Origin of the sequence: Streptomyces aculeolatus (assembly GCF_020400605.1) — a bacterium.
In the GTDB taxonomy this organism is placed as follows: Bacteria; Actinomycetota; Actinomycetes; order Streptomycetales; family Streptomycetaceae; genus Streptomyces; species Streptomyces aculeolatus.
Genome location: NZ_JAINRD010000004.1, coordinates 127,680 through 151,856 on the forward strand (window position 1 = coordinate 127,680; position 24,177 = coordinate 151,856).

Consider the following 24,177-nt stretch of genomic DNA (forward strand, 5'->3'; position numbering starts at 1 on the left):
ACCGCGGCGCCGTCAGCGGTCCTCGTCACGGCGGACCCGTACCGCCAGCGCCAGCTCGTCCATGTCCTGCGCCGCCGCCGCGAGCCGGCCCACGTCGCCGCTGATGGCGCGGACCAGGACGTCCACGCCGTGCGGCTCGGAGCGGAAGGCGAAATTCAGGGAGCAGCCGAGGGTGCCGTCGTCCGGGTCGGTGAAGTAGCGCATGGCCCGCAGCCCGTTGCCCAGGTGCGGGTGGCGGAACAGCTCCACGATCGGCGGCTCCACCGCCTCGTCGTCCATCGACCGCACCAGCTCCCGCAGCCGGTCGTTGCGGTCGCCGGCCGCCGCCAGCCCCCACACGGCCAGCGGCACCGGCGCCTGCCGCGGGTCGGGCAGGTACAGGTACAGGTCCTGGCCGGGGAAGACCTCGCCGGCGCGGGTGGCGTACTGGAGCAGGGCGTCCCGCAGCCGCGCCACCTCCTCCTCGTCGCCGCCGGGCTCGACGTCCGCGAGCGTCCACCACGCCTCGGCGAACGCCTCCGCCCACTCGGCGGGACCCGGCCACGGCAGGCCCTCCCACCGCTGCGGCACCCACAGCCACTTCGCGTCGTCGTAGTCGACCTCGATCCAGCTCACCGGCTGCTCCTCGTCCAGCGGAAGGTGGTCATCACGGCGTCGAACAGCTCGACGAGCACGTCCGCGAACGCGCCCTTCGGATCGCCGTCCGCGAGGGTGCTGAACCCGACCGTCACCCACCGGGTGTCGTCCTCGGGAACCGCCAGCACGTAGTCGACGCGGCGGGAAGCGTACTCGCCGCCCTCGTCGCCGGAGGCGCGGGCGACCCGCTCGTTGCGGTAGCCGACGGACCCGTCGACGGCCGCGGGCTGCGACTGCTCCGCGTCGGCGAGCAGCCGGGCGAGGACCAGCGCGGGGTCGGCGCCCGCGGCCAGGGTGACCTCGGAGACGACGAACGACGCCGCGATCGTCACGCCGTGCATCTGCTGCACGGGCAGGTAGAGGTCGAGTCCGCCGCTCTTGCGCGCGTCGGCGGCGGCCTTGCGCAGCCGCCGCACCAGTTCCAGGCGCACCTCGGGTATCCGGTCGCGCGGCAGGTCGTCGGGCAGGTCGGCGACGGCCTCGTCGACGATCCGCAGGATCGCCTCGTCGGTGCCGTCGCGCAGCGGGATACGCGACCAGTTCGGCGGCAGCACGAGCGTGTACCCGACGGCGGCGCCCTCCTCCCGGGCCGCGTCCCCGTCGTGGTCCCGCCCTTCGTCCCCGTCCCGTACGGGTCCGTCCGTACGCTCCGTCCGCGCCGCCCGCTTCACGTAGTCGACGCGCCCCGTCCGCTCAGCCACCGTCCGCTCCCCCGCCTTCCCGTTTCCGCCGCTTCTTCTCCGCGTGGTGCGCCCGCACCCGCGCGTCCCGCTCCCGCCGCTCCCGCCTGCGCCGCCGCTCCGCCCGGTCCGTGCGCACCGCGGACACCACCCCCGTCACCAGCGCCGCCCCCGGCACCGCGACCAGCGCCGCCGGCCCCGTGACGTACGCGGCGGCCATCAGCAGCACCGACCCGAAGACGGCGGTGACCTCCAACTCGCCGTCGCCCACGTTCCGTACCGCTGCCGTGACCACCGACCGCACCAGCACCGCGGCCGCCGCGCACAGCAGGGCCCGCTCGGTCCAGGCCGCCGCGCCGGAAGCGCCGTCGACGGCCGCGCCCGCGACCGCGAGCAGCGCCCCGGCGGCCAACGGCACCAGCACCGCGGCGCGCGCGGCGACCAGCAGCGGACCGTCGGCGCGGCCCCGCGCGGACGGGGTGGTGCGGCGGGGCAGGAAGACCATCGGCTCCTCTTCACGTCGGGTGCCCGGCCACCGGGCACCGGGCTGCCGGGCACCGGGCGACCGGGCCGCCGGGCGTCACCGCGCCGGCCGCGTCACCACGTCGAGCCGATCGGCGCCTTCCAGGTGTCGCCCTTCCAGTCGTTGTACGACTCGTTGAACGGCTTGAAGGGCAGCATGTCGCTGCTGCCGAACGCCTTGTCGCCGAGGTCGACGATCGTACCGGTCCAGGCGGCGCCCAGAGAGGCCGTGTACGCGGCCCCCGCGTGCGCCGCCGTACCGCCGCCCACCAGGCCCGGGAAGCGGTCGGAGATGCGCCCGATGTTGCGCAGCAGGGACAGGCCCTCGGTGTCGCCCATGTTGAGGATCCTGCCCAGGCGCCCCACCGACGGCAGGTTCTGCGGCACGCTCGTCGACTGCCGCCGCGCGGCCTTCTTCAGCGCGTCGATCTGCGCCCGCGCCGACCGCTTCTGCGCGGCGCTGGCCGTCCGGCTGCTCAGCACCTTGCCCAGCGCCGTGCGCTTCGCGGACGACCCGGCGAGGTTCGTGGCGACCTGCCGCGAACGGGCCGCGGTCGCCGCCGTCTTCGTCAGCGCGTTTGTGCCCTTCAGCGCCGCCATCCCGGCGCGGCCGATGCCCATCGTCAGCAGCCCGATGGAGTCGACGAGCACCTCCGTCCAGCTCGCGTTGCCGGTGGCCGCGAGCAGGGCTCTGCCCCCGACCACCAGCAATCCCGCGATCAGCAGGAACGCCACCACGTTCAGCCCCGGGATGAACAGCGAGATGATCGCCACCGCCGTGGCCACCCAGCTGATGACATCGATGACGATCTTGATGATGTCGGCGTACTTGTCGACGAAGTCGCTGACGTTGTCCCACCAGCCGTCCTTGACGTCGTCGTCGATGGACTTCTTGATGCGCCCGGCGGCCGTGTCCGCGTCGGAGTCCCGGGCGGACGTCGCCCGCCCCAGCATCCGGCGCGCCTCCTCCAACTCCCCCTCGGCCGCCCCGTACGCCTTCTCCCGCTTCTTCTCGGCTTCCTTCTCGGCGTCCGAGGGCTCCGGCGCGTCCGGCGCGGACGCCTTGTCCGGCGGCTTGTTCTGCGCCATGGCCCCGGAGGCGCTCTGCGCCTTCGTCAGCGCCCGCTCGGCGGCCTTCTGCGCTTCGTCCAGGTCGGTCGCCCACGACGACAGGTGCCCGGCCACCGCCTTGTAACGGCCGGAGGTCTTCTCCATCTTGCCGGCCAGATCGGTCGCGGCACTGCGCAGCCTGTCGGCGTACTTGCCCTTCAGGGCGCCGTCCTTGCCGATGTCGCGCAGCTTGCCGACCTGCGACTCGATCGTCTCGCCGATCTTCTTCAGCCTGGCGGCCTCGTCCCGGATGTCCTCGACGTTCCCCGGTACGGGGTCGGAGTCGGCCAGCGGCTGCCAGTCGGTGGGTCGGGCCATGGCCGTCACTCACCCTTGCATTCCTGCTCGAGCTTCTTGTCCGTCTTGAGGAACGACTGATGGACGTTGCTCGCCATCTCCCCGACGGACTTCACGGACTCCAGCACTTCCTTGCGGTGCCGGTCCCAGTTGGTGGTGAAGTCCTCCATCGCGTCCGCGACGGTACCGGAGCCGTATATTCCGCGAAGCCGCTCCTGGTGTTCCTCGCAGCTCTCGAACTCCCGCTTGACGATGCCCAGATCACGTTCGATCACCTGAAGGCGGGCATAGTCCACACACAAATCGCTCATCGTTCGTCCCCCGTGGCCTTGCGTCTCTGCCGGGCAGAGTACAGGCGACAATACAAACGGGCGGTGTGCGGAGTCCGCATACTCCGCCCGGCTCACGCGGCGCTACGGTCGGTCACCGGGCTCCCCTGCGGGTGTCAACCGCGCAGCGCACCCCAGGTGTCGGGCCCCACCTGGCCGTCGACGGCCAGCCCTTTCGCGGACTGGAACTTCCGGACCGCGGCCTCCGTGCTCTCGCCGAACATGCCGTCGACGCCGCCCGCGCCGAGGTCGTAGCCGCGGGCGCGGAGGATGCACTGGACCTGCACGACGCGCTCGCCGCTGTCGCCGTTCTGGGTGAGGGCCGTGCCCGAGTAGTACGTGCACGAATCCCACGGGTCCGCGGGCGGCGCCGAGGTCGTGGCCGGCGTCGTCGGCTTCGCCGACGTGGCGTCGGGGCGGGTGGGCCGGGCGGTGGGGCCGGCGGTCCCGCCGGGGCTCTCGGGCGGCCGGGTCGTGCGCGTGGCGGAGGCGCTCGGGGACGGCGGTGCGGTCTCCTCGCCGTCGTCGTCCTCCGCCTCCGACGGCTTCACGTCGCCCGGCTGCTTGCTCTGCGCGGCGGGGGCGCTCGAACTCCGGTCCGCCCCGCGCGCGTTCGCGTCGCCGTCGCCGTCGTCGCCGGAGCCCACCCACCCCGGCACGGTGAACGCCAGCGCCGCCACGGCCGCCACGGCGACGGCGGCACCGGCCAGCATCAGCGGACGGCGGCGGGCCGGGGGCCGGCCGCCGGGGGCGCCGGCGGTGCCGGGAGTGCCCTGCCCGTACGGCGTGAACGGCCCCGGCGGGGTGGGCTGCCCGTGGGGCGCGGCCTGCCCGTGGGGCGTGCCCCGGCCGGGCGTGAACGGCCCGTGCGGTGGCCCGCCCGGCCCGTACGGGCCCGGTGCCCCCGGTGCTCCCGCCACCGGCCCGGCCGCGCCGCCGGGGCCGGCCGCGGCACCCGGCGCGAATCCCGCCGCCGCGTTCAGCGCCTCCGGCGGCATCGACGGCGTATGCGACTCCGGCGCCGGGCCGAACCCGCCCGCACCCGCACCGGCCGCCAGACCCGCCGCGCCCGTGCCGCCGACCGCTCCCAGGCCCGGGCCGAGGCCCGCGCCGCCCAGCCGCATCGTCTCCGCCGGATCCGGCAGCGGCTCCCCCGCCGCCACCGCCGCCAGCAGCCGTGCCGCGCGCAGCGCGTCCGCGCGGCGCCCCGGGTCCTTGTCCATCAGCTCCCGCAGCGCACCCGTCAGCGCGCCCGCCCGCTGCGGCTCCGGCAGCGGGTCCACGACGATCGCGCTGATCGTCGACCACGTCGACGACCGGCGGAACGGCGACATGCCCTCCACCGCCGCGTACAGCGTCGCGCCCAGCGACCACACGTCCGAGGGCGGCCCCGGCAGGTCGCCGCGGGCCCGCTCGGGCGACAGGTAGTCGATGGAGCCGACCATCTCGCCGGGGGCCGTCAGCCGCGTCGTGCCGTCGTCGCCCGGGTCGTCCATCGCGGCGATGCCGAAGTCGGTGAGGACGACGCGCCCGCCGCGCGCCAGCAGGATGTTCGCGGGCTTCACGTCGCGGTGCAGGATCCCCGCCCGGTGCGCCGCGGCCAGCGCGTCGACCACCTTGGCGCCGATGGCGGCGGCCTCCGCGGGGTCCAGCACGCCCCGCTCCCGTATCACGTCGTCCAGCGAAGGGCCGTCGACCAGCTCCATCACGATCAGGGGCCGGCCCTCGTGCTCCGTGACGTCGTGCACGGCGATCACGCCCGGGTGGTCGACCCGGGCCGCGGCCCGCGCCTCCCGCTGCATCCGCAGCCGCAGTTCCGCCGCGTCCGGCGCCGCGCCCTCCCCGAACGCACGCAGCTCCTTCACCGCGACCTCGCGGCCCAGGACCTCGTCCACGGCACGCCACACCGTGCCCATGCCGCCCCGCCCGAGCTGCCCCACCACGCGATACCGCCCGGCAAGCAGCCGGACGCCCCCCGCTTCGCTCTCCCCCACAGCCGCCCTCTGCCGTTCGCCGCACGCACCGTGTCCGATGCGCGCACTGTGTCCGTGACCCGGGGCAGCCTAACGGGCCCGGGTGACAACGGAGTCGGGATGCGCCCACGCGCCCGCTCACTTCTCCGCGCCCCCCTCGCCCGCGCCCCGCAGCGCCGTGAACGCCAGCGCCGCCACCGCCAGCGACAGCACCGCGCTGATCACGCCCACCGCCGCCAGCCCGCCCGCGAACGCCTCCCGCGCCGCCCCCAGCAACTCCGCGCCCAGCGGCCCCGGCAGCTCCTCCGCCACCGCCGCCGCACCGGCCAGGGTGTCCCGCGCCGTCTCCGCCGCCGCCTCCGGCGTGCCCTCCGGCACCCCGCCGCCGACATCCGACCGGTACACCGCCGTGCCCACGCTCCCCAGCACCGCGACACCCAGCGCCACGCCCAGCTCCGAACCCGTCTCGCTGATCGCCGACGCCGCACCCGCCTTCTCCGGAGGTGCGGAACCCACCACCAGCTCGGTGCCCAGCGCCAGCACGGGGCCGATGCCCGAGTTCACCAGCGCGTACGCCACCGCGATCACCGCGATGTCCCCCGAACCACCCGGCTCCACCCGGCTCAGCAGCAGGAACCCCGCCGCCGCCGACACCAGCCCCGCGCCCATCACCGCCCCCGGCCCGAACCGGCGCGCGAACGCCGGCGCCGTCACCGACGCGACGATCAGCACCCCCGCCGGCGGCAGCAGCCACAGCCCCGCCCGCAGCGCCGACTGCCCCTCCACCAACTGCAGATACTGCGTCACGAACAGGTACGTGCCGCTCACCGCCACCGTCCCCACCAGCAGGATCAGCAGCGCGCTGCGGAACGACCGGTCGGCGAACAGCCCCAGGTCCAGCAGCGGGCTCGCCAACCGCCGCTGCCTGCGCAGGAACAGCGCCCCCGCGCCGACGCCCACCGCGGCGGCCAGCAGCGGCACGGCGGCCACCCCGTGCGCCAACTCCTTGATCGCGTACGTCGCCGGAAGCATCGTCGCCAGCGACAGCACCACGCTCGCCGCGTCCACCCGGCCCGCGCCCGGATCCCGCGACTCCGGCAGCAGCAGCGGCCCCGCCACCAGCAGCAGCACCATCACCGGGATGCCCATCAGGAACGCCGAACCCCACCAGAAGTACTCCAGCAGCGCACCGCCCGCCACCGGCCCGAGCGCGACGCCCAGGGAGAACATCGCCGCCCAGATCGCGAACGCCAGCCCCCGCTGCCGCGGGTCGAGGAAGAGGTTGCTGATCAGCGAGAGCGTCGACGGCATCAGCGTGGCACCGGCCACGCCCAGCAGCAGCCGGGCGGCGATCAGCGCCTCCGGGCCCGGCGCGTACGCGGCGGCGACGGACGCCGCGCCGAAGGCGGCGGCGCCGATCAGCAGCAGCCGGCGGCGGCCGACGCGGTCGCCGAGCGTGCCCATGGTCACCAGGAAGCCGGCGATCATGAAGCCGTAGATGTCGATGATCCACAGCATCTGCGTGTTGCTGGGCTGCAGATCGGCCGCCAGGTGCGGCACGGCGAGGTGCAGGACGGAGACGTCGAGGGCGAGGAGCAGCGTCGGCAGGGCCAGCACCGCGAGCCCGGCCCACGCGCGCGGCCCGGCACGCTCGCCGGCGCCGGTTCCGGCGGTGCCGCCCGGGTCGGGGGCGCCGGGGGCGTCGGTGCCGGGGGTGAGATCGGTGTTCACAAGGATCCCTTCGGGGTGGACGGACGGCTCGGTGCCGCGGAACCGACTGTGCGACCCGCCTCTCTCGGTCCACTCCGGATCCGCTCTCGGACGCCGCCCCGGCACCCCCGCGCCGACCGCCGCGCACACCGGGTGACGGCCCGTGCACGGCGGCGCGCGTTGTCGGACCCGCTGCGTACCGTTGAGGCATGCGATACGGGGTCCTCGGTCCACTGGCGGTGTGGACGGACGCCGGCGAACCGGTCAAGGTCGCCGAGCGGAAGGTCCGCGCGCTCCTCGCCGACCTCCTGGCGCACGAGGGCCGCACCGTCTCCGCCGGCCGGCTCGTCGAGGACCTGTGGCCCACCGGCACCCGCCCCGCGAACCCGGCCGCCACCCTCCAGACCCGCGTCTGGCAACTGCGCCGCACACTCGCCGCCGCCGAACCCGCCGCCCGCGACCAGGTCGTACGCGAACACGGCGGCTACCGCCTCGCCGCCGCCCCCGAGTCCGTCGACGCCGGCCGCTTCGCCGCCCTGACCGCCCGGGCCCGTACGACCGCCGACCCGCACGTGCGGGCGGCGCGGCTGCGGGAGGCGCTCGCGCTGTGGCGCGGCGGCGCCTACGAGGACGTCGCCGACCAGGACTTCGCCCGCGCCGAAGCGGCACGGCTGGAGGAGAACCGGCTGACCGCCGTCGAGGAGCTCGCCCACGCCCGGCTCGCCCTCGGCGAGCACGGCCCGCTCGCCGCCGAACTGGGCGGCCTCGTCGACCGCCACCCGCTGCGGGAACGGCTGCGCGCCGCACACATGACGGCGCTGTACCGGGCCGGGCGGCAGAGCGAAGCCCTCGCCGCCTACGGCGACCTGCGCCGCCGCCTCGCCCGCGACCTCGGCCTGGAGCCCGGTCCCGAGCTGGCCGCGCTGCAACGGGCGATCCTGGCGCAGGACCCGGCACTGGACGCCGACGCGGGAACGGGCACGCGCGCGGAAGCGGGCGGGCGAAGGGACGCGCGGACAGCGGCCCCGGGCACGGACGGCACCGGACTCCCCGCGGGGGCACCCCCGGCGCGCCCCGCCCCGCCGCCGTCCAACCTCCCCGCCCCCGTCACCGAACTCGTCGGCCGCGACCGGGAACTCACCGACGTACGCAAACTCCTCCGCACCGAACGCCTCGTCACCCTCGGCGGCCCCGGCGGCGTCGGCAAGACCCGCCTCGCCCTCGAAGCCGCCGCCCGGGCCCTCGCCGACGCACCGCCCGGCCTCCCGGGCGACTTCCCCGACGGCGTGTGGCTCGCCGAACTCGCCGGCCGCCGCTGCCACGACGACCCCGCCGACGCCCTCGCCCAGGTCCTCGGCGTCCACGACACCGGCGGCCGCCCCACCCACGACGTCCTCGCCGACGCCGTACGCGCCAAACGGCTCCTCCTCGTCCTCGACAACTGCGAGCACCTCGTCGAGGCCGTCGCCCCGCTCGCCGCCCGCCTCCTGCGCGCCGCCCCCGGCCTGCGCATCCTCGCCACCAGCCAGGAACCGCTCGCCATCGCCGGCGAAACCCTCTACGCGGTACCGCCGCTCACCCTGCCCCCGCACCACCCCGCCGCACCCGCCGCCACCGCGGCCGGCACCGCCGCCCTGGGCGCCGCGCCCTCCGCCGAATGCCTCCAGGAGTCCAGCGCCGTACGGCTCTTCCTCGCCCGCGCCGCCGCCGCGGCCCCCGGCTTCCAGCTCGAACCCGGCAACGCCGCCGCCGTCGCCGCCGTCTGCCGCCGCCTCGACGGCATCCCCCTCGCGCTCGAACTCGCCGCCACCCGCGTCCGCGCCCTCGGCGTCCACCGCCTCGCCGAACGCCTCGACGACCGCTTCCGCGTCCTGGCCGCAGGCAGCACCCGCCGGGACGCGCCCGAACGGCAGCGCACGCTCCGCGCGATGATCGAGTGGAGCTGGGAACTGCTCGCCCCCGCCGAACAGGCCGTCCTGCGCCGCCTCTCCGTCTTCGCCGCCGGCGCCACCCTGCCCGCCGCCGAAGCCGTCTGCGCCGGCACCGACATCGACCCCGCCGACGTCGCCGACCTCCTCGCCCGCCTCGTCGACCGCTCCCTCGTCGTCACCGCCCCCGGACCGGAAGGCCCCCGCTACGGGCTGCTGGAATCCGTCGCCGCCTACGGCCTCGAAGAGCTGACCGCCGCCGGCGAACACCCCCGCGCGCTACGCGACCACGCCACCCACTACGCCGACCTCGCCCAGCGTGCCGCACCCCACCTCTTCACCCGCGCCCAGACCCGCTGGCTGACGACCCTCGACGCCGAAGCGGCCGACCTGCGCCGCGCCCTGGACACCGCCACGACGACGGGCGACGCCGCGCCGGCCCTGCGCCTGGCGAACGCACTCGCGTGGTACTGGTTCCTGCGCGGCCGGCACCGCGAGAGCACCCGGGCGCTGGCCCGCGCCCTGGAGACGGGCACGCCCGGGGCCCCGGACGACGGGAGCGACCGCGTGGCCGCGCTGCGGGCCACCGTCGCCGCCTGGCACGCCGGCTTCGCGCTGCTGGACGCCGCGGTCCGCACCCCGGCCGGACCCGGCGAACCCGCCGCGGCGGGCGGAGCACCCGGACCGGGCGGACCGGCCGGGGCAGCCGGAACGGAAGGATCAGCCGGGCCGCACGAGGCGTACCGGAACGACCGGAAGGACGACGGGAGCGGGTGGCCGGACGGCCGCGGCGGCACCGGCCCGGCGGCCCCGGGACCGGAGTTCCCCGGCGACGCCGCCGACACCCGGGCCGTGTGGTTCCTCGCCCACGCCGAGTCGAACTTCGGCAGCATCGCCCGCGCCGCCGTGCTCGCCGACCGGACGCTGGCCGAGTTCCGTACCCGCGGCGACCGCTGGGGCGAAGCCGCCGCGCTCGTCGTCCAGGCGACCGTGGCACTCTTCCGCGGCGATCTCGCCGCACTCGCGCGGAACTCCGCCACCGCCGCCCGCGCCTTCGACGAACTGGGCGAGGACTGGGGCCGGCTCGAAGCCGGCGAGGCCATGGCGGAACACGCCGAGATCACCGGCGACTACGCGCGCGCCGCGCGCCTGCACCGCGACGACGCCCGCCGGGCCGGGGAACTCGGCCTGTGGGCCCAGCAGTCGTACCGGCTCACCGGACTCGGCCGGATCACCATGCTCACCGGCGACCTCGACGAGTCGCGGCGGCTGCACGAGCGGGCCATGGCGCTGGCCACCGCGCACTTCGACCCGGCGGGCGAGGAGTTCGCCGAGATCGGCCTCGGGATGGTGGCCCGCAGGGCCGGCCGCCCCGAGGCCGCCGAGGCGCACCTGTACCCCTGGCTTCGGTGGTGGCGCGGACTCGGCTGCTCGGCGGCCCCGCGGGGCGTGGCGCTGATCGCGGCGGAGCTGGGCTTCGTCGCCGAACAGCGCGGGGACGCCGAGGAGGCGCGGGCCATGCAGCGCGAGGGGCTGGCCGCCGCGCTCGTCTCGGGGGACCCGCGGGCCGCGGCGCTGGCGCTGGAGGGGCTGGCGGGCGTCGAGACGCTGACCGGCGCTCACCTGCCCGCCGCCCGGCTCCTCGGCACCGCCGCCGCCCTGCGCACGGCGGCGGGCGCGCCGCTGCCGGCGGCGGAACGGGGCGACGTCGACCGCATCACGGCCCGCGCGACGGCGGGCGTGGGCGCGGCGGCCTTCGCCGCGGCCCACGAACAGGGCCGCGGCATGGCCCTGACCGACCACCCGGCGACACACCCCGCGCCGTCCCCGGCGGCAGCCGCCACCGCCACGCCGTAACACCCGGGGGATGCCCGGAGGATGCCCGGGGGCACGCTCGCGGCCGACGCCCGGCCGGCCTCTCCCCCGCTACCCCTCCGTCGCGGGGCTCGGCTTCGCCGGCGCCTGCTTCACCGGCGCCACCACCGGTGCCGGTGCCGCCGCCTCCGCCGGCCGGCCGCCGCTCCCGCCCGGCTGCGGGCTGCGCTCCGGGGCGGCGATCTCCTGCCACCACGGCGTCACCGGCAGCGTCGGCGCGGACGGCTCGAAGGGCTCGCCGGGCCGCGGGATCGCGGCCCGCACACCGCCCGCGGCCGCCGCGGCGGCGGTGCGCTCGGCGGGCTCCTCCCAGCGGTGCGGGGCGAGGTTGAACGTGCCCCAGTGGATGGGCAGCAGCACCCCGCCGCGCAGGTCGAGATGGGCCCGTACGCCCTCCTCCGGGGTCATGTGGATGTCCGGCCAGAAGTCGCTGTACGCGCCGATCTGCACCATCGCCGCGTCGAACGGGCCGTGTTCCGCGCCGATGTCGGCGAAGCCGGGGAAGTAGCCGGTGTCGCCGCTGTGGAACACCCGGTGCTCCGGGCCGCGCACGGACCAGGAGGCCCACAGGGTGCGCTGCTTGTTGCGGATGCCGCGGCCGCAGAAGTGGCGGGCGGGCGTCGCGGTGAGGGTCAGGCCGGCGACCTCGGTGGACTCGTGCCAGTCCAGCTCCGCGATGCGGTCCTGCGGGACGCCCCAGCGCTCCAGGTGGGCGCCGACGCCGAGCGGCACCGCGAACAGCACGTCGGGCGCGACGGCCTTGCGGAGTTCGCGGACGGTCGACATGTCGAGGTGGTCGTAGTGGTCGTGGGAGATGACGACCGCGTCGAGCGGGCCGAGTTCGCCGAGCGGCAGGGGTACGCGGTGGAAGCGGCGCGGGCCGGCGAAGGAGAACGGCGAGCAGCGCTCCCCGAAGACCGGGTCGAAGAGGACGCGGCGGCCGTCGATCTCGGCGAGGACCGTGGCGTGGCCGAGCCACGTCAGGCGCAGCCCGCCGGCCGGCGGGGCGGACAGATCGGGGCGCTGCACGGGGACGGGGCCCGCGGGCTTGCGGCCTTCGCGGCGGAGCAGGGCGCGGAACATCTCGCCGCGGGAACCGCCGCCGGGCTGCGGGCCGATGGCGGCCGGAAGGGGGTTGCGGAACGCGCCCGCCGCCGGGTCGTAGTTCGGTGAGTTGAGGATCCGCGCCAACCGGGCACCCGCCGGCTCGGCGCCGAACGACGCGGGGCGAACTCGACGCATGGGCTACTCCTTGGTCTCGGACTGTGGGGTCAACGGCGGCGGGGACGACGGTGTTCCGGATCACGTGAGAATGTAGCACTGACAGATTTTGACATCTGTCATTCGTCATTCCATACTTGTCACCATGACTGCGATCCCGACCCGCCTCCTCGGCACCACCGGCCCCCGCGTCTCCGCCCTCGGCCTCGGCTGCATGGGCATGTCCGCGCTCTACGGCCCGGTGGACCGCAAGGAGTCCATCGCCACCATCCACGCCGCCCTCGACGCCGGCGTGACCCTCCTCGACACCGGCGACTTCTACGGCATGGGCCACAACGAGCTGCTCATCCGCGACGCCCTCGACGCCCGCCCCGGCAGTCGCGACCAGGCGCTGGTCAGCGTCAAGTTCGGCGCCCTGCGCGACCCGGCGGGCGGCTTCCTCGGCTACGACGGCCGGCCGGCCGCCGTGAAGAACTTCGCCGCCTACTCCCTGCAGCGCCTCGGCACCGACCACATCGACGTCTACCGGATCGCCCGCCTCGACCCGGACGTGCCGATCGAGGAGACCGTCGGCGCCGTGCAGGAGCTGATCGACGCCGGCTACGTGCGGCACGTCGGCCTCTCCGAGGTGGGCGCGGAGACCGTGCGCCGGGCCGCCGCCACGGCGCCGGTCGCCGATCTGCAGATCGAGTACTCGCTGCTCTCCCGCGGCATCGAGGACGGGATCCTGCCGGTCTGCCGGGAGCTGGGCGTCTCCGTCACCGCGTACGGCGTGCTCTCCCGGGGCCTGATCAGCGGGCACATGACGCGCGAGCGGGTCCGGGAGCTGGGTGCGCAGGACTTCCGGGCGCACTCCCCGCGGTTCGCCGCGGAGAACGTCGACCGGAACCTGGCGCTCGTCGACGCCCTGCGGGAGGTCGCGGACGGCAAGGGGGTGTCGGTCGCGCAGATCGCCATCGCCTGGGTGCTCGGCCGGGGTGAGGACATCGTGCCGCTCGTGGGCGCGCGCCGCCGGGACCGGCTGGCGGAGTCCCTCGGTGCTCTGGACGTGGTGCTGGACGCGGCGGATCTGGAGGCGATCGAGCGGGCGGTGCCCGCGGGCGCCGCTGCGGGCGAGCGGTACGGCCCGGAGCAGATGGCGATGCTGGACAGCGAGCGGGCGGGCGGGCGGTCCGGCGGGCGGTCCGGCGGGCCGTCCGCGGCGTAGGCGGGCACCGCGAGCGGGTCCGGCGCGCACAGCGGGCACACCGGGCGCACCGGCTACGGCGGGTACGGCCGGTGTGTCGTTGTCGGCCGGGGCTGCGAAGCTGGTAGCAGACCCGACGCCGGTCGGGAGAGCCCGAGAGCCGGAGAGCGCCGATGCCGTCCGAGACCCTGACCCCCGAGCACATCCTCGAAGCCACGGAGGACGTGCTGCGCCGCTACGGTCCGGCGAAGGCGACGGTGGTGGACGTGGCGCGGGTGCTGGGTGTCAGCCACGGTTCGGTGTACCGGCATTTTCCGAGCAAGGCGGCGCTGCATGCGGCGGTGGCGGCGCGGTGGCTGGATCGGACGGAGGAGGCACTGGAAGCCGTCGCGGGGGCGGAGGGGCCGGCGGATGTGCGGTTGCGGCGGTGGCTGGCGGTGCTGTTCGACACGAAGCGGCGCAAGGCGCATGACGATCCGGAGATGTTCGCGACGTACATGGCGCTGATCGGTGAGAGCGGTCCGGCGATCCGCGCGGGGGCGGAGTCGGGGTCGGCGACGGTGGCGGGGGTGGTCGCGCGGCACGTCGCGGAGTTGCGGGGGCAGTTGGCGCTGATCCTGGAGGACGGGGTGCGCCAGGGGGTGTTGGCGGTGCCGCCGGCGGTGGCCGCGGGGGATGCGGAGGGGGCGGCGGTGGCGCAGGCGGCGCGCCGTTCGGTGGAGGCTGTGGCGGGGGCGGTGTTCGACGCGACGCGCCGGTTCCATGATCCGGCGTTTGCGCCGGGGTGGCGGGAGCCGGGGGTGGAGGCGGAGTTCGCGCTGCTGGTGGATGTGGTGGTGCGGGGGCTACGTCCCTGAGGCGGGTGCGGTGCCGGGGTCGGGGTGTCCGGTGCCGGCGGCGGCGCGGTGCGTTTCCGCGAGGTGTTCTTCGGCTTTGAGCCAGGGGAGGAACTGGGCGGCTCTGGTCCAGTCGCAGCTGTCGCAGTGGAGTTGGCGCAGGGCGCCGGCGCCTGTGACGTGGACGGTGTGTTCGTGGCCGTCGGGGTCGGTGGCGGTGACCCGGCTGGTGTCCCTCGCGTGCATGGCGCCTCCTGCTGGTGGCTCTTGCTGTTCGTGGCTCCTTCTGGCCTGGCGGTGGGGCTCAGTGTGCAGCAAGGGGGCGGTGTGCCGCAGCCGGGCGGGCGTTTTGCGTTCGGGTGCGGGTGTACGGCGAAGGCGCCCCCCGATGGGGGGCGCCTTCGTGGTGGTGCGGGTGGGTCAGCAGCCGAGGAGGCGGCCGGCGAGGTAGGTCTCGACCTGGTCGAGGGAGACGCGTTCCTGCTTCATGGTGTCGCGTTCGCGGACGGTGACGGCGTTGTCGTCGAGGGTGTCGAAGTCGACGGTGATGCAGTAGGGGGTGCCGATCTCGTCCTGGCGGCGGTAGCGGCGGCCGATGGCGCCGGCGTCGTCGAACTCGATGTTCCAGTGGCCGCGGAGGTCGGCCGCGAGGCCCTTGGCCTTCGGGGAGAGTTCGGGGTTGCGGGAGAGGGGGAGGACGGCGGCCTTGACGGGGGCGAGGCGGGGGTCGAGGCGCATGACGGTGCGCTTTTCCATCTTGCCCTTGGCGTTGGGGGCTTCGTCCTCGATGTAGGCGTCGAGCATGAAGGCGAGCATGGTGCGGCCGACGCCGGCGGCGGGTTCGATGACGTAGGGGGTCCAGCGTTCGCCGGCTTCCTGGTCGAAGAAGGAGAGGTCCTGGCCGGAGGCGGCGGAGTGGGCCTTGAGGTCGAAGTCCGTGCGGTTGGCGATGCCTTCGAGCTCACCCCACTGGCTGCCGGCGAAGTCGAAGCGGTATTCGATGTCGACGGTGCGCTTCGAGTAGTGGGAGAGCTTCTCCTTGGGGTGGTCGAACCAGCGGAGGTTGGCTTCCTGCATGCCGAGGCCGGTGTACCAGTTCCAGCGCTGCTGCATCCAGTACTCGTGCCAGGTCTCGTCCTCGCCGGGCTTGACGAAGAACTCCATCTCCATCTGTTCGAACTCGCGGGTGCGGAAGATGAAGTTGCCGGGGGTGATCTCGTTGCGGAAGGACTTGCCGGTCTGGGCGATGCCGAACGGGGGCTTCTTCCGGGAGGAGGTCTGGACCTGCATGAAGTTGGTGAAGATGCCCTGGGCGGTCTCGGGGCGCAGGAAGGTCTCGGAGCCGGCGTCCTGGGTGGGGCCGAGGTGGGTGGCCAGGAGGCCGGAGAACTGCTTGGGCTCGGTGAAGCCGCCCTTGTTGCCGCAGTGGGGGCAGTTGATGTCGGCGAGGCCGCCGGTGGGGGGGTGGCCGTGCTTGGCCTCGTAGGCCTCTTCGAGGTGGTCGGCGCGGAAGCGCTTGTGGCAGGAGGTGCACTCGGTGAGCGGGTCGGTGAAGGTGGCGACGTGGCCGGATGCCTCCCAGACCTCGCGGGCGAGGATGACGGAGGAGTCGAGGCCGACGACGTCGTCGCGGGAGGTGACCATGTTGCGCCACCACTGGCGCTTGATGTTCTCCTTGAGCTCTACGCCGAGGGGGCCGTAGTCCCAGGCGGCGCGCTGGCCGCCGTAGATCTCGCTGCACGGGTAGACGAAGCCACGGCGCTTGCTCAGGCTGACGATGGTGTCGATCTTGTCGGCGGCCACGGTGCTCTCTTCATTACGACGACGAAGCGGTGCTCCAGGTTACCGGCGGCGGTGCCCCTGGTTTCAAATCGGGGGGCGGGCGGTGCGGGGTGCGGGGGGCGGGGTGCCGCCGGGTGGGCACCGTCCGTAAATATTTTTGACAATCGTTTCCATCTTTGATGAAAATGAGTGTCATGAGAGCTAGCCGCCGGTCCATATCCGGTCTCACCCCCGCCGCGGCCGCGGCGCTGTCCGCGGCCGCCGTGCTGACCCTGTCCGCCTGCGGCGACGGGTCGTCGGGCACCGTGACCGAGGACGGCAGGCTGCGGGTGACCGCGTCGTTCTATCCGATGCAGTTCCTGGCCGAGGAGATAGGCGGTCGGCACGCGGAGGTCTCCACGCTGACCAAGCCGGGGACGGAGCCGCACGACCTGGAGCTGAGCCCGCGGCAGACGGGGGAGCTGGCGGACGCGGGGCTGATCGTCTATCTGAAGGACATGCAGCCGGCGGTCGACGAGGCCATCGAGCAGTCGGGTGCGGAGCACGTCGTGGAGGCGTCGGAGTTCACGTCGCTGGAGAAGCACGGCGGCGAGGAGGACGGGGAGCACGAGGAGCACGAGGAGGACGGGGGGCACGCCGGGGAGGAGGCCGACGGCGGGCACGAGGGCCACGACCACGGCGGCGAGGACGGCGGGGACCCCCACATCTGGCTGGACCCGGTGCGTTACGCGGAGGTCGCCGAGGGTGTCGGCAAGGCGATGGCGAAGGCCGACCCGGACCATGCGGCCGCGTACGAGAAGAACGCGGCGGAGCTGGCGGACCGGCTGCGGAAGCTGGACGGGCGGTTCGCCGCGGGGCTGGAGAACCGGCGTACGGACACGTTCATCACGACGCACGCCGCGTTCGGCTACATCGCCGACCGCTACGGCCTGGTGCAGGAGTCGATCAAGGGGCTGAGCCCGGAGTCGGAGCCGAGCGCGGCGCGGATGAAGCAGCTGCAGGACATCGCGGAGGACGACGGGGTGACGACGGTGTTCTTCGAGACGCTGGTCAGCGACAAGACGGCGCGCACTCTCGCGGGTGACCTGGACCTCCGGACGGATGTGCTCGACCCGATCGAGGGCGTGACGGACAAGTCGAAGGGTGACGACTACTTCGAGATCATGGAGGCGAACCTCGGGGCGCTCCAGCAGGCGCTGGGGGCGAAGTGAGCGGGGTCTCCGCGGAGGGAGCGGGCGTGGTGGAGCCGGTGGTGAGTCTGCGCGGTGCGCGTGCGTCGCTGGGCGGGCGCGCGGTCCTGGGCGGGGTGGATCTGGCGGTGGGCCGCGGTGAGGTGGTGGCGCTGCTGGGGGCGAACGGTTCGGGGAAGTCGACGACGGTACGGGCCGTGGTGGGCCGGGTGCCGCTGGCGTCGGGCGAGCTGGAGCTGTTCGGGACGCCGCTGGGGCGGTTTCGCCAGTGGCGGCGGATCGGGTACGTGCCGCAGCGTTCGACGGCGGCGTCCGGGGTGCCGGCGTCGGTGCGCGAGGTGGTGTCGTCGGGGCGCCTGTCGCGGTCGCGGCTGCGGCCGCTGGGGCGGGCGGACCGGGCGGCGGTGGAGCGGGCGCTGGACGTGGTGGGTCTTGCGGACCGGGCGAAGGAGTCGGTGAACCGGTTGTCGGGCGGGCAGCACCAGCGGGTGCTGATCGCGCGGGCGCTGGCGGCGGAGCCGGAGTTGCTGATCATGGACGAGCCGCTGGGCGGGGTGGATCTGCCGAGCCAGCGGATTCTGGCGGAGGCGCTGGCCGGGCAGGTCGAGGGCGGTGCGTCGGTGCTGCTGGTGCTGCACGAGCTGGGGCCGATGCAGCCGCTGATCGACCGTACGGTCGTGCTGGGCGACGGTCTGGTGGTGCGGGAGTACGGGCGCGGGGAGACGGACGCGGCGGCCCGGGTGCACGATCTGGCGTGCCATCCGCATCCGGGTGCGGCGGGTGAGCCGGCGGCGGCGGAGAGAACGGGGCTGCTGACATGATGCTGGAGTTCCTGGAGCCGCCGTTCATGCAGCGTGCGCTGCTGGCGGCGCTGCTGGTGGGGATCGCGGCGCCGGCGGTGGGCATCTATCTGGTGCAGCGCCGGCAGGCGATCATGGGTGACGGTATCGGGCATGTGGCGCTGACGGGTGTGGCGCTGGGTTTCCTGCTGAACACGAGCCCGGTGTGGACCGCGGTGCTGGTGGCGGCGGCGGGTGCGGTGGCGATGGAGCTGATCCGCTCGTACGGGCACACGCGCGGTGATCTGGCGCTGGCGATGCTGTTCTACGGGGGCATGGCCGGGGGTGTGCTGCTGATCAATCTGGCGCCGAACGGTTCGACGGCGAATCTGACCACGTATCTGTTCGGGTCGGTGACGACGGTGTCGGATGCGGATGTGACGGCGATCCTGTGGCTGTCGGTGTTCGTGCTGCTGGTGACGCTGGGGTTGCGGCGGCAGTTCTTCGCGATCTGCCAGGACGAGGAGTTCGCGAAGGTCACGGGGCTGCCGGTGCGGTCGCTGAATCTGCTGCTGGCGGTGACGGCGGCGGTGACGGTGACGGTGGCGATGCGGGTCGTGGGCCTGCTGCTGGTCAGTGCGCTGATGGTGATCCCGGTGGCGGCGGCGCAGCAGGCGACGCGCGCGTTCGCGGCGACGCTGACGCTGGCGGTGGCGATGGGGGTGGTGACGACGCTGTCGGGGACGGTGTTCTCGTACTACGCGGACGTGCCGCCGGGGGCGACGATCGTGCTCTTCGCGCTGGGGTTGTTCTTGCTGGTCACGGCGTTGGCGGTGCCGTTGGCGCGGCTGCGTTCCGGTGCGGGTGGCGGGGTCGGCCCCGGGGCCGGGGAAGCGGTTGCGGAGGGGGCCGGCGAGCGGGTGGGCGGTGGGTCGAAGTGAGGACGGCTGCCGCGGCTGTGTCCGTTCGGAGGGTTGCTGCTGGCACAATGGCGGCTCGTGGGGCGGACAGGGCTTCGAGCGAGCAGCAGGAGGCAAGGGTGACGACCGCAGGTCCCCCGGTACGCGGCCGGTCGACGCGTCAGCGCGCGGCGGTGGCGGCGGCGCTCGCGGAGGTCGACGAGTTCCGCAGCGCCCAGGAGCTGCACGACATGCTGCGGCATCGCGGCGAGTCGGTGGGGCTGACGACGGTGTACCGGACGCTGCAGTCGCTCGCGGACGCGGGCGATGTCGATGTGCTGCGGACGACGGAGGGTGAGGCGGTGTATCGCCGGTGCAGCACCGGTGAGCACCACCATCATCTGGTGTGCCGGCTGTGCGGCAAGGCGGTCGAGGTCGACGGTCCCGCGGTGGAGCGCTGGGCGGAGTCGGTCGCCTCGGAGCACGGGTTCGTGGATGTGGCGCACACGGTGGAGGTCTTCGGTACGTGTGCGGAGTGCGCGGGGCAGCGGCGGGACTGACGCGGGTGCCGCCCCGCGGTCCGGGTCAGCCGGTGTGGGCCTCGTGGTCGGGGTCGTTGGGGATGGCGCCGCCGAAGCGGCGGTCGCGGGAGGCGTACTCGACGCAGGCGCGCCACAGGTCGCGGCGGTCGAAGTCGGGCCACAGGATGTCCTGGAAGACCATTTCGGCGTAGACGCTCTGCCAGATGAGGTAGTTGGAGGTGCGTCGCTCGCCGGAGGGCCGGATGAACAGGTCCACGTCCGGCATGTCGGGGTGGTACAGGTATTTGGCGAAGGTGCGTTCGCTGACCTTCTTGGGGTCGAGGCGGCCGGCGGCGACGTCGCGGGCGATGCCGGCGGCGGCGTCGGCGATCTCGGCGCGGCCGCCGTAGTTGACGCACATGTAGAGGGTCATGGCGTCGTTGCCGGTGGTCTGTTCCTCGGCGACCTGGAGTTCCTGGACGACGCTCTTCCACAGCTTGGGCATGCGGCCGGCCCAGCGGATGCGTACGCCCATGGCGTCGAGTTCGTTGCGGCGGCGGCGGATGACGTCGCGGTTGAAGTTCATGAGGAAGCGCACCTCGTCGGGTGAGCGTTTCCAGTTCTCGGTGGAGAAGGCGTAGACGGAGAGGTTCTTCACGCCGATTTCGAGGCAGCCTCTGACGACGTCGAGGACGACGGCTTCGCCGACCTTGTGGCCCTCGGTGCGCGGGAGGCCGCGCTCCTTGGCCCAGCGGCCGTTGCCGTCCATGACGATCGCGACGTGCCCGGGGACCAGTTCGCCGGGCAGCTTCGGCGCGCGGGCGCCGGAGGGGTGCGGCTCGGGGGTCTCGTAGGAGCGGCGGTGCCGCGTCAGGGAGGTGCCGCGGATCCCTCGTCGTGCCATGTGCCGTGCTCTCCCGTTCCTGTCCGTTTTCGTCTGCTGCCCGGCTTCTGTCCCGCTTGTGTCGCGCCGGTGTCCTGCTTCTGCCCGCGCCGGGCCCGTCTCATGGCGGGCCGGCGCCGTTCTCCGGCTACCTCTCGACGTGGCGCAGCGAACGCAGGCCGCGCTCCAGGTGCCAGTGCAGGTAGGCGGCGACGAGGCCGCTGCCCTCTTTGACGTGGTGTGCCCCGCAGCGGTCGGCGGTGTGCCAGTCGCCGGTCAGGAGCGCGCCGAGCAGCGCGAGTACCTCGGGTGACGGTACGACGCTACCGGGCACGCGGCAATCGCCGCACAGCACTCCGCCCGCGTTGACGGAGAAGAACCGGTTGGGTCCCTCCATTCCGCAGCGGGCGCAGTTGCCGAAGCTGGGGGCGTAGCCGTTGACGGCGAGGGAGCGCAGCAGGTAGGCGTCGAGGACGAGCTGGGGGGCGTGGGCGCCGCCGGCGAGGGTGCGCAGGGCGCCGACGAGCAGCAGGTACTGCTGGGTGGCGGGTTCGCCTTCCTGGTCGGTGAAGCGTTCCGCGGTCTCCAGCATGGCGGTGCCGGCGGTGTAGCGGGGGTAGTCGCCGGCTATGGGGGCGCCGTAGGGGGCGATGGTCTCGGTCTGGGTGCACATCGGCAGCCCGCGGCCGACGAGGTCGCTGCCGCGGGCGAAGAACTGGACGTCGACGTGGCTGAAGGGTTCGAGGCGGGCGCCGAACTTCGACTTGGTGCGCCGGACGCCGCGGGCGACGGCGCGGACGCGGCCGTGGCCGCGGGTGAGGAGGGAGATGATCCGGTCCGCCTCGCCCAGTTTCTGGGTGCGCAGCACGATGCCGTCGTCGCGGAACAGGGTCATGGGCCCATTCTTGCCTACGTCGCCGGCTTCGTGCCCGGCGCGGGGCGCACGGGTGCCGGCCCGGGCCGTTGGCTGCCCGGGCCGGCACCGCCGCACGTGCTACTGCGGGTTGACGGTGTCGAGGGGGAGGCGGAGCTGCTGGCCCCGGGGGACGGCGGCGTTGTCCTTGCGGATGGCGGTCAGCTCGCCGCGGTTGAGGGCGCGGTCGTAGACGCGCATGTCGTCGAGGTAGCCGTGGAAGCGGTTGGCGCCGTCGAGGCGCTGGCCGATGTCGATGCCGCCGATGCCGAACTCCTTGCCGGCGGTGGGTGAGCCGGGCGGGGCGTCGGCGGCGTAGGAGGTGCCGTCGACGCTGAGGGTGAGTTTGCCGCCGGCGCGCTGCAGGGTGACGAAGTGGAAGGCGTTGTCGTTGTACGCGCCGGTGGTCTGGACGCTGACGGCGGCCTGTTCCATCTGCATGCGGGCGATGATGCGGTTCTGTTCGGGTTCGGCGCGCAGCCAGACGGAGGGGGCGTTGCCGCCGACTCCGTAGGCCCACATGATCGCGTGGGCGCCGTTGGTGCGGCCGTACTTGAACCAGCCGGTCCAGGTGAAGTCGCCGGAGCCGACGTCGAGGGAGTCGTTCCAGGGGACCTCGACGCGGGCGTCGATGTGCGGGGCGGTGTTGTCGAGGTAGAGGGACTGGCCGAAGCGGCCGGGGCGCAGTTCGGAGCTGCCGCGGACGTAGGCGGTGTTGTCGCTGCGGGAGGCGTCGGGGGTGGTGGCTCCGGGGTCGGGTGCGGGGCGCGGCGGCGGGTCCTCGTTGGGTGCGTCGAGGAAGGCGTCGTTGAAGCGGGCCCAGCGGATCGTCTCGTACGGGCTGGTGGTGCCGGCTTCGTAGAGGAGGCCGACGCGGTCCCCGGCGAGTTCGACCATGTCGGAGTAGGCGGTGGGGCCCCAGTGGATGATGCGGCCCTGCTGCCAGGGTTCCCAGGTGGCGCCGTCGTCGCGGGAGGCGCGTACGGACATGTGGAGGCGGTCGGCGGGGTGCGCCGGCAGCGAGGCGAGGACCTGGTCGCCGTGGCGGAGGGTGGCGCCCTGGACGACAGGGCTGACGAGGTCGGGGGTGGTCGTGAAGGGGGCGTCGAAGGTGGTGCCGCCGTCGCTGCTGACGGCTGCGGCGCGGTTGCCGGTGTCGGTGCCGCGTTCGTCGCGGGCGGCGGCGTAGACGGAGCCGTCGCGGCGTTCGAAGAGGCTGAGTTCCTGGGGTTTGACGTCCGGCGGGCGGGTGGCGCGGGTGTCGTCGGCGCCGAGCTGCCAGGTGAGGCCGCCGTCGTCGCTGTAGAGGAGGTGGGCGCCCTGGCGGCCGTCGAGGCCTTCGTGGTTGCCGCCGACGAGGAGGCGGCCGGCGTTCTCGCCGGTGGTGAGCTGGAGGCCGTGGCCGGGGCCGGTGGCGTACCAGCGGTCCCATTCGGGCTTGGACAGTTCCGCGCCCATGTGGCGGGCGGCGCTCCAGGTGCGGCCGTTGTCGGTGGAGTGCTGGAGGTAGGGGGTGCGGACGTGGTCGTCGGCGCCGGGGTTGTGGGTGCTGAGCAGGGAGATGCGGCCGGTTTCGCGGTCGACGACGGGGGCGGGGTTGCCGCGGGTGTCGCCGTCGCCGGCGAGGACGACCTGCGGGTCGGTCCAGGTGGCGCCGTTGTCGGTGGAGCGGCGCAGCACGATGTCTATGTCGCCTTTGTCGGCGCAGCTGTCGACGCGGCCTTCGGCGAAGGCGAGGAGGGTGCCGTCGGCGGCTTCGACGACGGCGGGGATGCGGTAGCAGAAGTAGCCGCCGGTGCCGCCCTGGAAGAGCACTTCCTGGGTGAATTCCGGTGCGGCGGCGGTGCGGGGGTCCTGTGCGCTGGCGTGGGGGGCGAGTGCGGTCAGGCCGGCGCCGAGGACGGCGGCGCACGCCGCGAGGGCGGTGGTGCGGCGGGGGCGGGGGTTTCTTCGGCGGGGGCGGCCTGGGGCAGGTGCGAGGCGTGGCTGCATGGTGCGTCTCGCTTTCGTCTGGATACGTCGGGCACATGAGGGTGGCGCGGACAGCTGTGGACGGCCCATGTCCTACGTAGGACGTGGGATGTCCATCGGCGTAACGTAAAGGCAGCCCCCCGTACGGTCAAGGGTCCGTCCGCAGCTACCCGCAGTTCACCTTCTGCTCATGACTGCGCCGCTCACCCGACGCCGCGCATCGCCTTGCCCGCGCGGGCCTCGATGCCGCGGAAGTGGGTGGTCATCGCGGCCCGTACGTGGTCGCGGTCGCGGGCCCGCAGCGCGGCGACGATCTCCTTGTGGCGGCGGGCGGTGCCCAGCGGCGACGGGTCGTCGGCCCAGCCGCGGGCGCCGGCGACGCGGTGGAAGACGTTCCAGAACGCGCTGAGGAGCTGCGGGACCAGGGCGTTGCCCATCGAGCGGTAGAGGACCTCGTGGAACTCGCGGTCCTCCTCGGGGAAGACCTCGCCCTGTCCGGCGCGGGCCTCCATCCGCGCGACGATGGCGTCCAGCGCGTCGAGGTCGGCCTCGGGGATGCTCTCCACCACCCGGCTGATCAGGCCTTCTTCGAGTATTTCGCGGACCTGGAGGATCTCGTTGAGGGCGTGCGCGTCGTCGCCGCCGAGCTGCACCAGGGTGCGGAACGTCAGCCCGTCGGCGAGCGGCGTCAGCGACGCCTCGCCGACGTACGTGCCGTAGCCGTGGCGGATCTCGACGATGTCGAGGGCCTGCAGCGCCTTGAGCGCCTCGCGCACCGAGTTGCGGCTCACCCCCAGGTCGTCCATCAGCTCGGCCTCGGTGGGCAGCACCGCGCCGGGGCGCAGGCCCCGGTCGAGGATGAGCTGCATGATCTCGCGCTGGATCTGACCGCCCATGCGCTTCCTGCGGTCCGAACGCGGCTGGGGGTGCTTCAGC

The 24,177-nt window shown here is 74.1% G+C and carries 21 protein-coding genes; 7 read left to right on the top strand and 14 right to left on the bottom strand.

Annotated elements, in window-relative coordinates; genetic code table 11:
* Positions 1 to 12: 12 nt before the first annotated feature.
* The 7 genes from LG396_RS09255 to LG396_RS09285 form a co-directional block, all read right to left on the bottom strand.
* Entirely contained in the window at positions 13 to 615 is a 603-nt protein-coding gene (locus LG396_RS09255; RefSeq protein WP_018834384.1) for a hypothetical protein, read from the bottom strand.
* Positions 612 to 1,337: a hypothetical protein gene (locus LG396_RS09260; RefSeq protein ID WP_225794359.1), complete on the bottom strand. Its 726-nt coding sequence runs from the start codon at positions 1,335 to 1,337 to the stop codon at positions 612 to 614. Before LG396_RS09260 ends, LG396_RS09255 begins: the two co-directional genes overlap by 4 nt.
* Positions 1,330 to 1,821 (bottom strand): hypothetical protein, encoded by a 492-nt coding sequence (locus LG396_RS09265; RefSeq protein WP_225794360.1) that lies wholly within the window; start codon positions 1,819 to 1,821, stop codon positions 1,330 to 1,332. Before LG396_RS09265 ends, LG396_RS09260 begins: the two co-directional genes overlap by 8 nt.
* 92 nt (positions 1,822 to 1,913) lie before the next feature.
* On the bottom strand, positions 1,914 to 3,266 hold the full coding sequence (locus tag LG396_RS09270) for a putative T7SS-secreted protein (RefSeq protein WP_225794361.1): 1,353 nt from the start codon (positions 3,264 to 3,266) through the stop codon (positions 1,914 to 1,916).
* A gap of 5 nt (positions 3,267 to 3,271) precedes the next feature.
* Positions 3,272 to 3,556, bottom strand: coding sequence for a hypothetical protein (locus LG396_RS09275; RefSeq protein ID WP_225794362.1), 285 nt, complete (start codon positions 3,554 to 3,556; stop codon positions 3,272 to 3,274).
* 134 nt (positions 3,557 to 3,690) lie between these two features.
* Positions 3,691 to 5,514 carry a serine/threonine-protein kinase gene (locus LG396_RS09280; protein WP_225794569.1) on the bottom strand — a complete coding sequence of 608 codons (1,824 nt, stop codon included), beginning with the start codon at positions 5,512 to 5,514 and terminating at the stop codon, positions 3,691 to 3,693.
* A 171-nt stretch (positions 5,515 to 5,685) separates the two neighbouring features.
* The gene (locus LG396_RS09285; RefSeq protein ID WP_372483485.1) at positions 5,686 to 7,164 is read right to left on the bottom strand and encodes an MFS transporter; all 1,479 of its coding nucleotides are present in this window, start codon (positions 7,162 to 7,164) and stop codon (positions 5,686 to 5,688) included.
* A gap of 302 nt (positions 7,165 to 7,466) precedes the next feature.
* On the opposite strand from LG396_RS09285, the gene LG396_RS39200 reads away from it, so the two are divergent.
* Entirely contained in the window at positions 7,467 to 11,042 is a 3,576-nt protein-coding gene (locus LG396_RS39200; protein WP_263978904.1) for an AfsR/SARP family transcriptional regulator, read from the top strand.
* A 69-nt stretch (positions 11,043 to 11,111) separates the two neighbouring features.
* Here the strand turns inward: LG396_RS39200 and LG396_RS09295 are convergent, their stop codons facing one another.
* A complete protein-coding gene (locus tag LG396_RS09295; protein WP_225794364.1) occupies positions 11,112 to 12,302 on the bottom strand; it encodes an MBL fold metallo-hydrolase in 1,191 nt (396 codons plus the stop codon).
* A gap of 124 nt (positions 12,303 to 12,426) precedes the next feature.
* Here LG396_RS09295 and LG396_RS09300 point away from each other — a divergent pair, with 124 nt between their 5' ends.
* Both LG396_RS09300 and LG396_RS09305 read left to right on the top strand, forming a co-directional pair.
* Positions 12,427 to 13,488, top strand: a complete 1,062-nt coding sequence (locus LG396_RS09300) for an aldo/keto reductase (RefSeq protein ID WP_225794365.1) — start codon at positions 12,427 to 12,429, stop codon at positions 13,486 to 13,488.
* A gap of 152 nt (positions 13,489 to 13,640) precedes the next feature.
* Positions 13,641 to 14,324 (top strand): TetR/AcrR family transcriptional regulator, encoded by a 684-nt coding sequence (locus tag LG396_RS09305; RefSeq protein WP_225794366.1) that lies wholly within the window; start codon positions 13,641 to 13,643, stop codon positions 14,322 to 14,324.
* Here LG396_RS09305 and LG396_RS09310 read toward each other — a convergent pair.
* Both LG396_RS09310 and LG396_RS09315 read right to left on the bottom strand, forming a co-directional pair.
* Complete coding sequence (locus LG396_RS09310) at positions 14,313 to 14,549, bottom strand: hypothetical protein (RefSeq protein ID WP_225794367.1); 237 nt, start codon at positions 14,547 to 14,549, stop codon at positions 14,313 to 14,315. The two genes, LG396_RS09305 and LG396_RS09310, sit on opposite strands and share 12 nt — an antisense overlap.
* 174 nt (positions 14,550 to 14,723) lie before the next feature.
* Entirely contained in the window at positions 14,724 to 16,106 is a 1,383-nt protein-coding gene (locus LG396_RS09315; RefSeq protein WP_018834372.1) for a glycine--tRNA ligase, read from the bottom strand.
* 164 nt (positions 16,107 to 16,270) lie between these two features.
* Between LG396_RS09315 and LG396_RS09320 the strand changes: the two genes are divergently transcribed.
* From LG396_RS09320 to LG396_RS09335, 4 genes are all read left to right on the top strand, one after another.
* Positions 16,271 to 17,296 carry a metal ABC transporter substrate-binding protein gene (locus LG396_RS09320; protein ID WP_225794368.1) on the top strand — a complete coding sequence of 342 codons (1,026 nt, stop codon included), beginning with the start codon at positions 16,271 to 16,273 and terminating at the stop codon, positions 17,294 to 17,296.
* Between the two features lie 26 nt (positions 17,297 to 17,322).
* Entirely contained in the window at positions 17,323 to 18,096 is a 774-nt protein-coding gene (locus LG396_RS09325; protein ID WP_018834370.1) for a metal ABC transporter ATP-binding protein, read from the top strand.
* Positions 18,096 to 18,995 (top strand): metal ABC transporter permease, encoded by a 900-nt coding sequence (locus tag LG396_RS09330; protein ID WP_225794570.1) that lies wholly within the window; start codon positions 18,096 to 18,098, stop codon positions 18,993 to 18,995. Before LG396_RS09325 ends, LG396_RS09330 begins: the two co-directional genes overlap by 1 nt.
* A 98-nt stretch (positions 18,996 to 19,093) precedes the next feature.
* Complete coding sequence (locus LG396_RS09335; protein WP_018834368.1) at positions 19,094 to 19,513, top strand: Fur family transcriptional regulator; 420 nt, start codon at positions 19,094 to 19,096, stop codon at positions 19,511 to 19,513.
* A gap of 25 nt (positions 19,514 to 19,538) precedes the next feature.
* On the opposite strand, the gene LG396_RS09340 is transcribed toward LG396_RS09335, so the two are convergent.
* The 4 genes from LG396_RS09340 to LG396_RS09355 form a co-directional block, all read right to left on the bottom strand.
* Entirely contained in the window at positions 19,539 to 20,378 is an 840-nt protein-coding gene (locus tag LG396_RS09340) for an isoprenyl transferase (protein WP_225794369.1), read from the bottom strand.
* Between the two features lie 127 nt (positions 20,379 to 20,505).
* Positions 20,506 to 21,252 carry a DNA repair protein RecO gene (gene recO, locus LG396_RS09345; protein WP_018834366.1) on the bottom strand — a complete coding sequence of 249 codons (747 nt, stop codon included), beginning with the start codon at positions 21,250 to 21,252 and terminating at the stop codon, positions 20,506 to 20,508.
* Between the two features lie 99 nt (positions 21,253 to 21,351).
* Positions 21,352 to 23,262, bottom strand: coding sequence for a sialidase family protein (locus tag LG396_RS09350; RefSeq protein ID WP_263978906.1), 1,911 nt, complete (start codon positions 23,260 to 23,262; stop codon positions 21,352 to 21,354).
* 182 nt (positions 23,263 to 23,444) lie between these two features.
* Positions 23,445 to 24,137 (bottom strand): FadR/GntR family transcriptional regulator, encoded by a 693-nt coding sequence (locus LG396_RS09355; protein WP_018834364.1) that lies wholly within the window; start codon positions 24,135 to 24,137, stop codon positions 23,445 to 23,447.
* Positions 24,138 to 24,177: the final 40 nt, after the last annotated feature.

Coding starts and splice junctions, on each gene's coding strand:
- LG396_RS09265 (WP_225794360.1), bottom strand. CDS start 1,821: ATGGTCTTCCTGCCCCGCCGCACCACCCCGTCCGCGCGGGGCCGCGCC.
- LG396_RS09270 (WP_225794361.1), bottom strand. CDS start 3,266: ATGGCCCGACCCACCGACTGGCAGCCGCTGGCCGACTCCGACCCCGTA.
- LG396_RS09275 (WP_225794362.1), bottom strand. CDS start 3,556: ATGAGCGATTTGTGTGTGGACTATGCCCGCCTTCAGGTGATCGAACGT.
- LG396_RS39200 (WP_263978904.1), top strand. CDS start 7,467: ATGCGATACGGGGTCCTCGGTCCACTGGCGGTGTGGACGGACGCCGGC.
- LG396_RS09295 (WP_225794364.1), bottom strand. CDS start 12,302: ATGCGTCGAGTTCGCCCCGCGTCGTTCGGCGCCGAGCCGGCGGGTGCC.
- LG396_RS09300 (WP_225794365.1), top strand. CDS start 12,427: ATGACTGCGATCCCGACCCGCCTCCTCGGCACCACCGGCCCCCGCGTC.
- LG396_RS09305 (WP_225794366.1), top strand. CDS start 13,641: ATGCCGTCCGAGACCCTGACCCCCGAGCACATCCTCGAAGCCACGGAG.
- LG396_RS09310 (WP_225794367.1), bottom strand. CDS start 14,549: ATGCACGCGAGGGACACCAGCCGGGTCACCGCCACCGACCCCGACGGC.
- LG396_RS09320 (WP_225794368.1), top strand. CDS start 16,271: ATGAGTGTCATGAGAGCTAGCCGCCGGTCCATATCCGGTCTCACCCCC.
- LG396_RS09330 (WP_225794570.1), top strand. CDS start 18,096: ATGCTGGAGTTCCTGGAGCCGCCGTTCATGCAGCGTGCGCTGCTGGCG.
- LG396_RS09340 (WP_225794369.1), bottom strand. CDS start 20,378: ATGGCACGACGAGGGATCCGCGGCACCTCCCTGACGCGGCACCGCCGC.
- recO (WP_018834366.1), bottom strand. CDS start 21,252: ATGACCCTGTTCCGCGACGACGGCATCGTGCTGCGCACCCAGAAACTG.
- LG396_RS09350 (WP_263978906.1), bottom strand. CDS start 23,262: ATGCAGCCACGCCTCGCACCTGCCCCAGGCCGCCCCCGCCGAAGAAAC.
- LG396_RS09355 (WP_018834364.1), bottom strand. CDS start 24,137: ATGGGCGGTCAGATCCAGCGCGAGATCATGCAGCTCATCCTCGACCGG.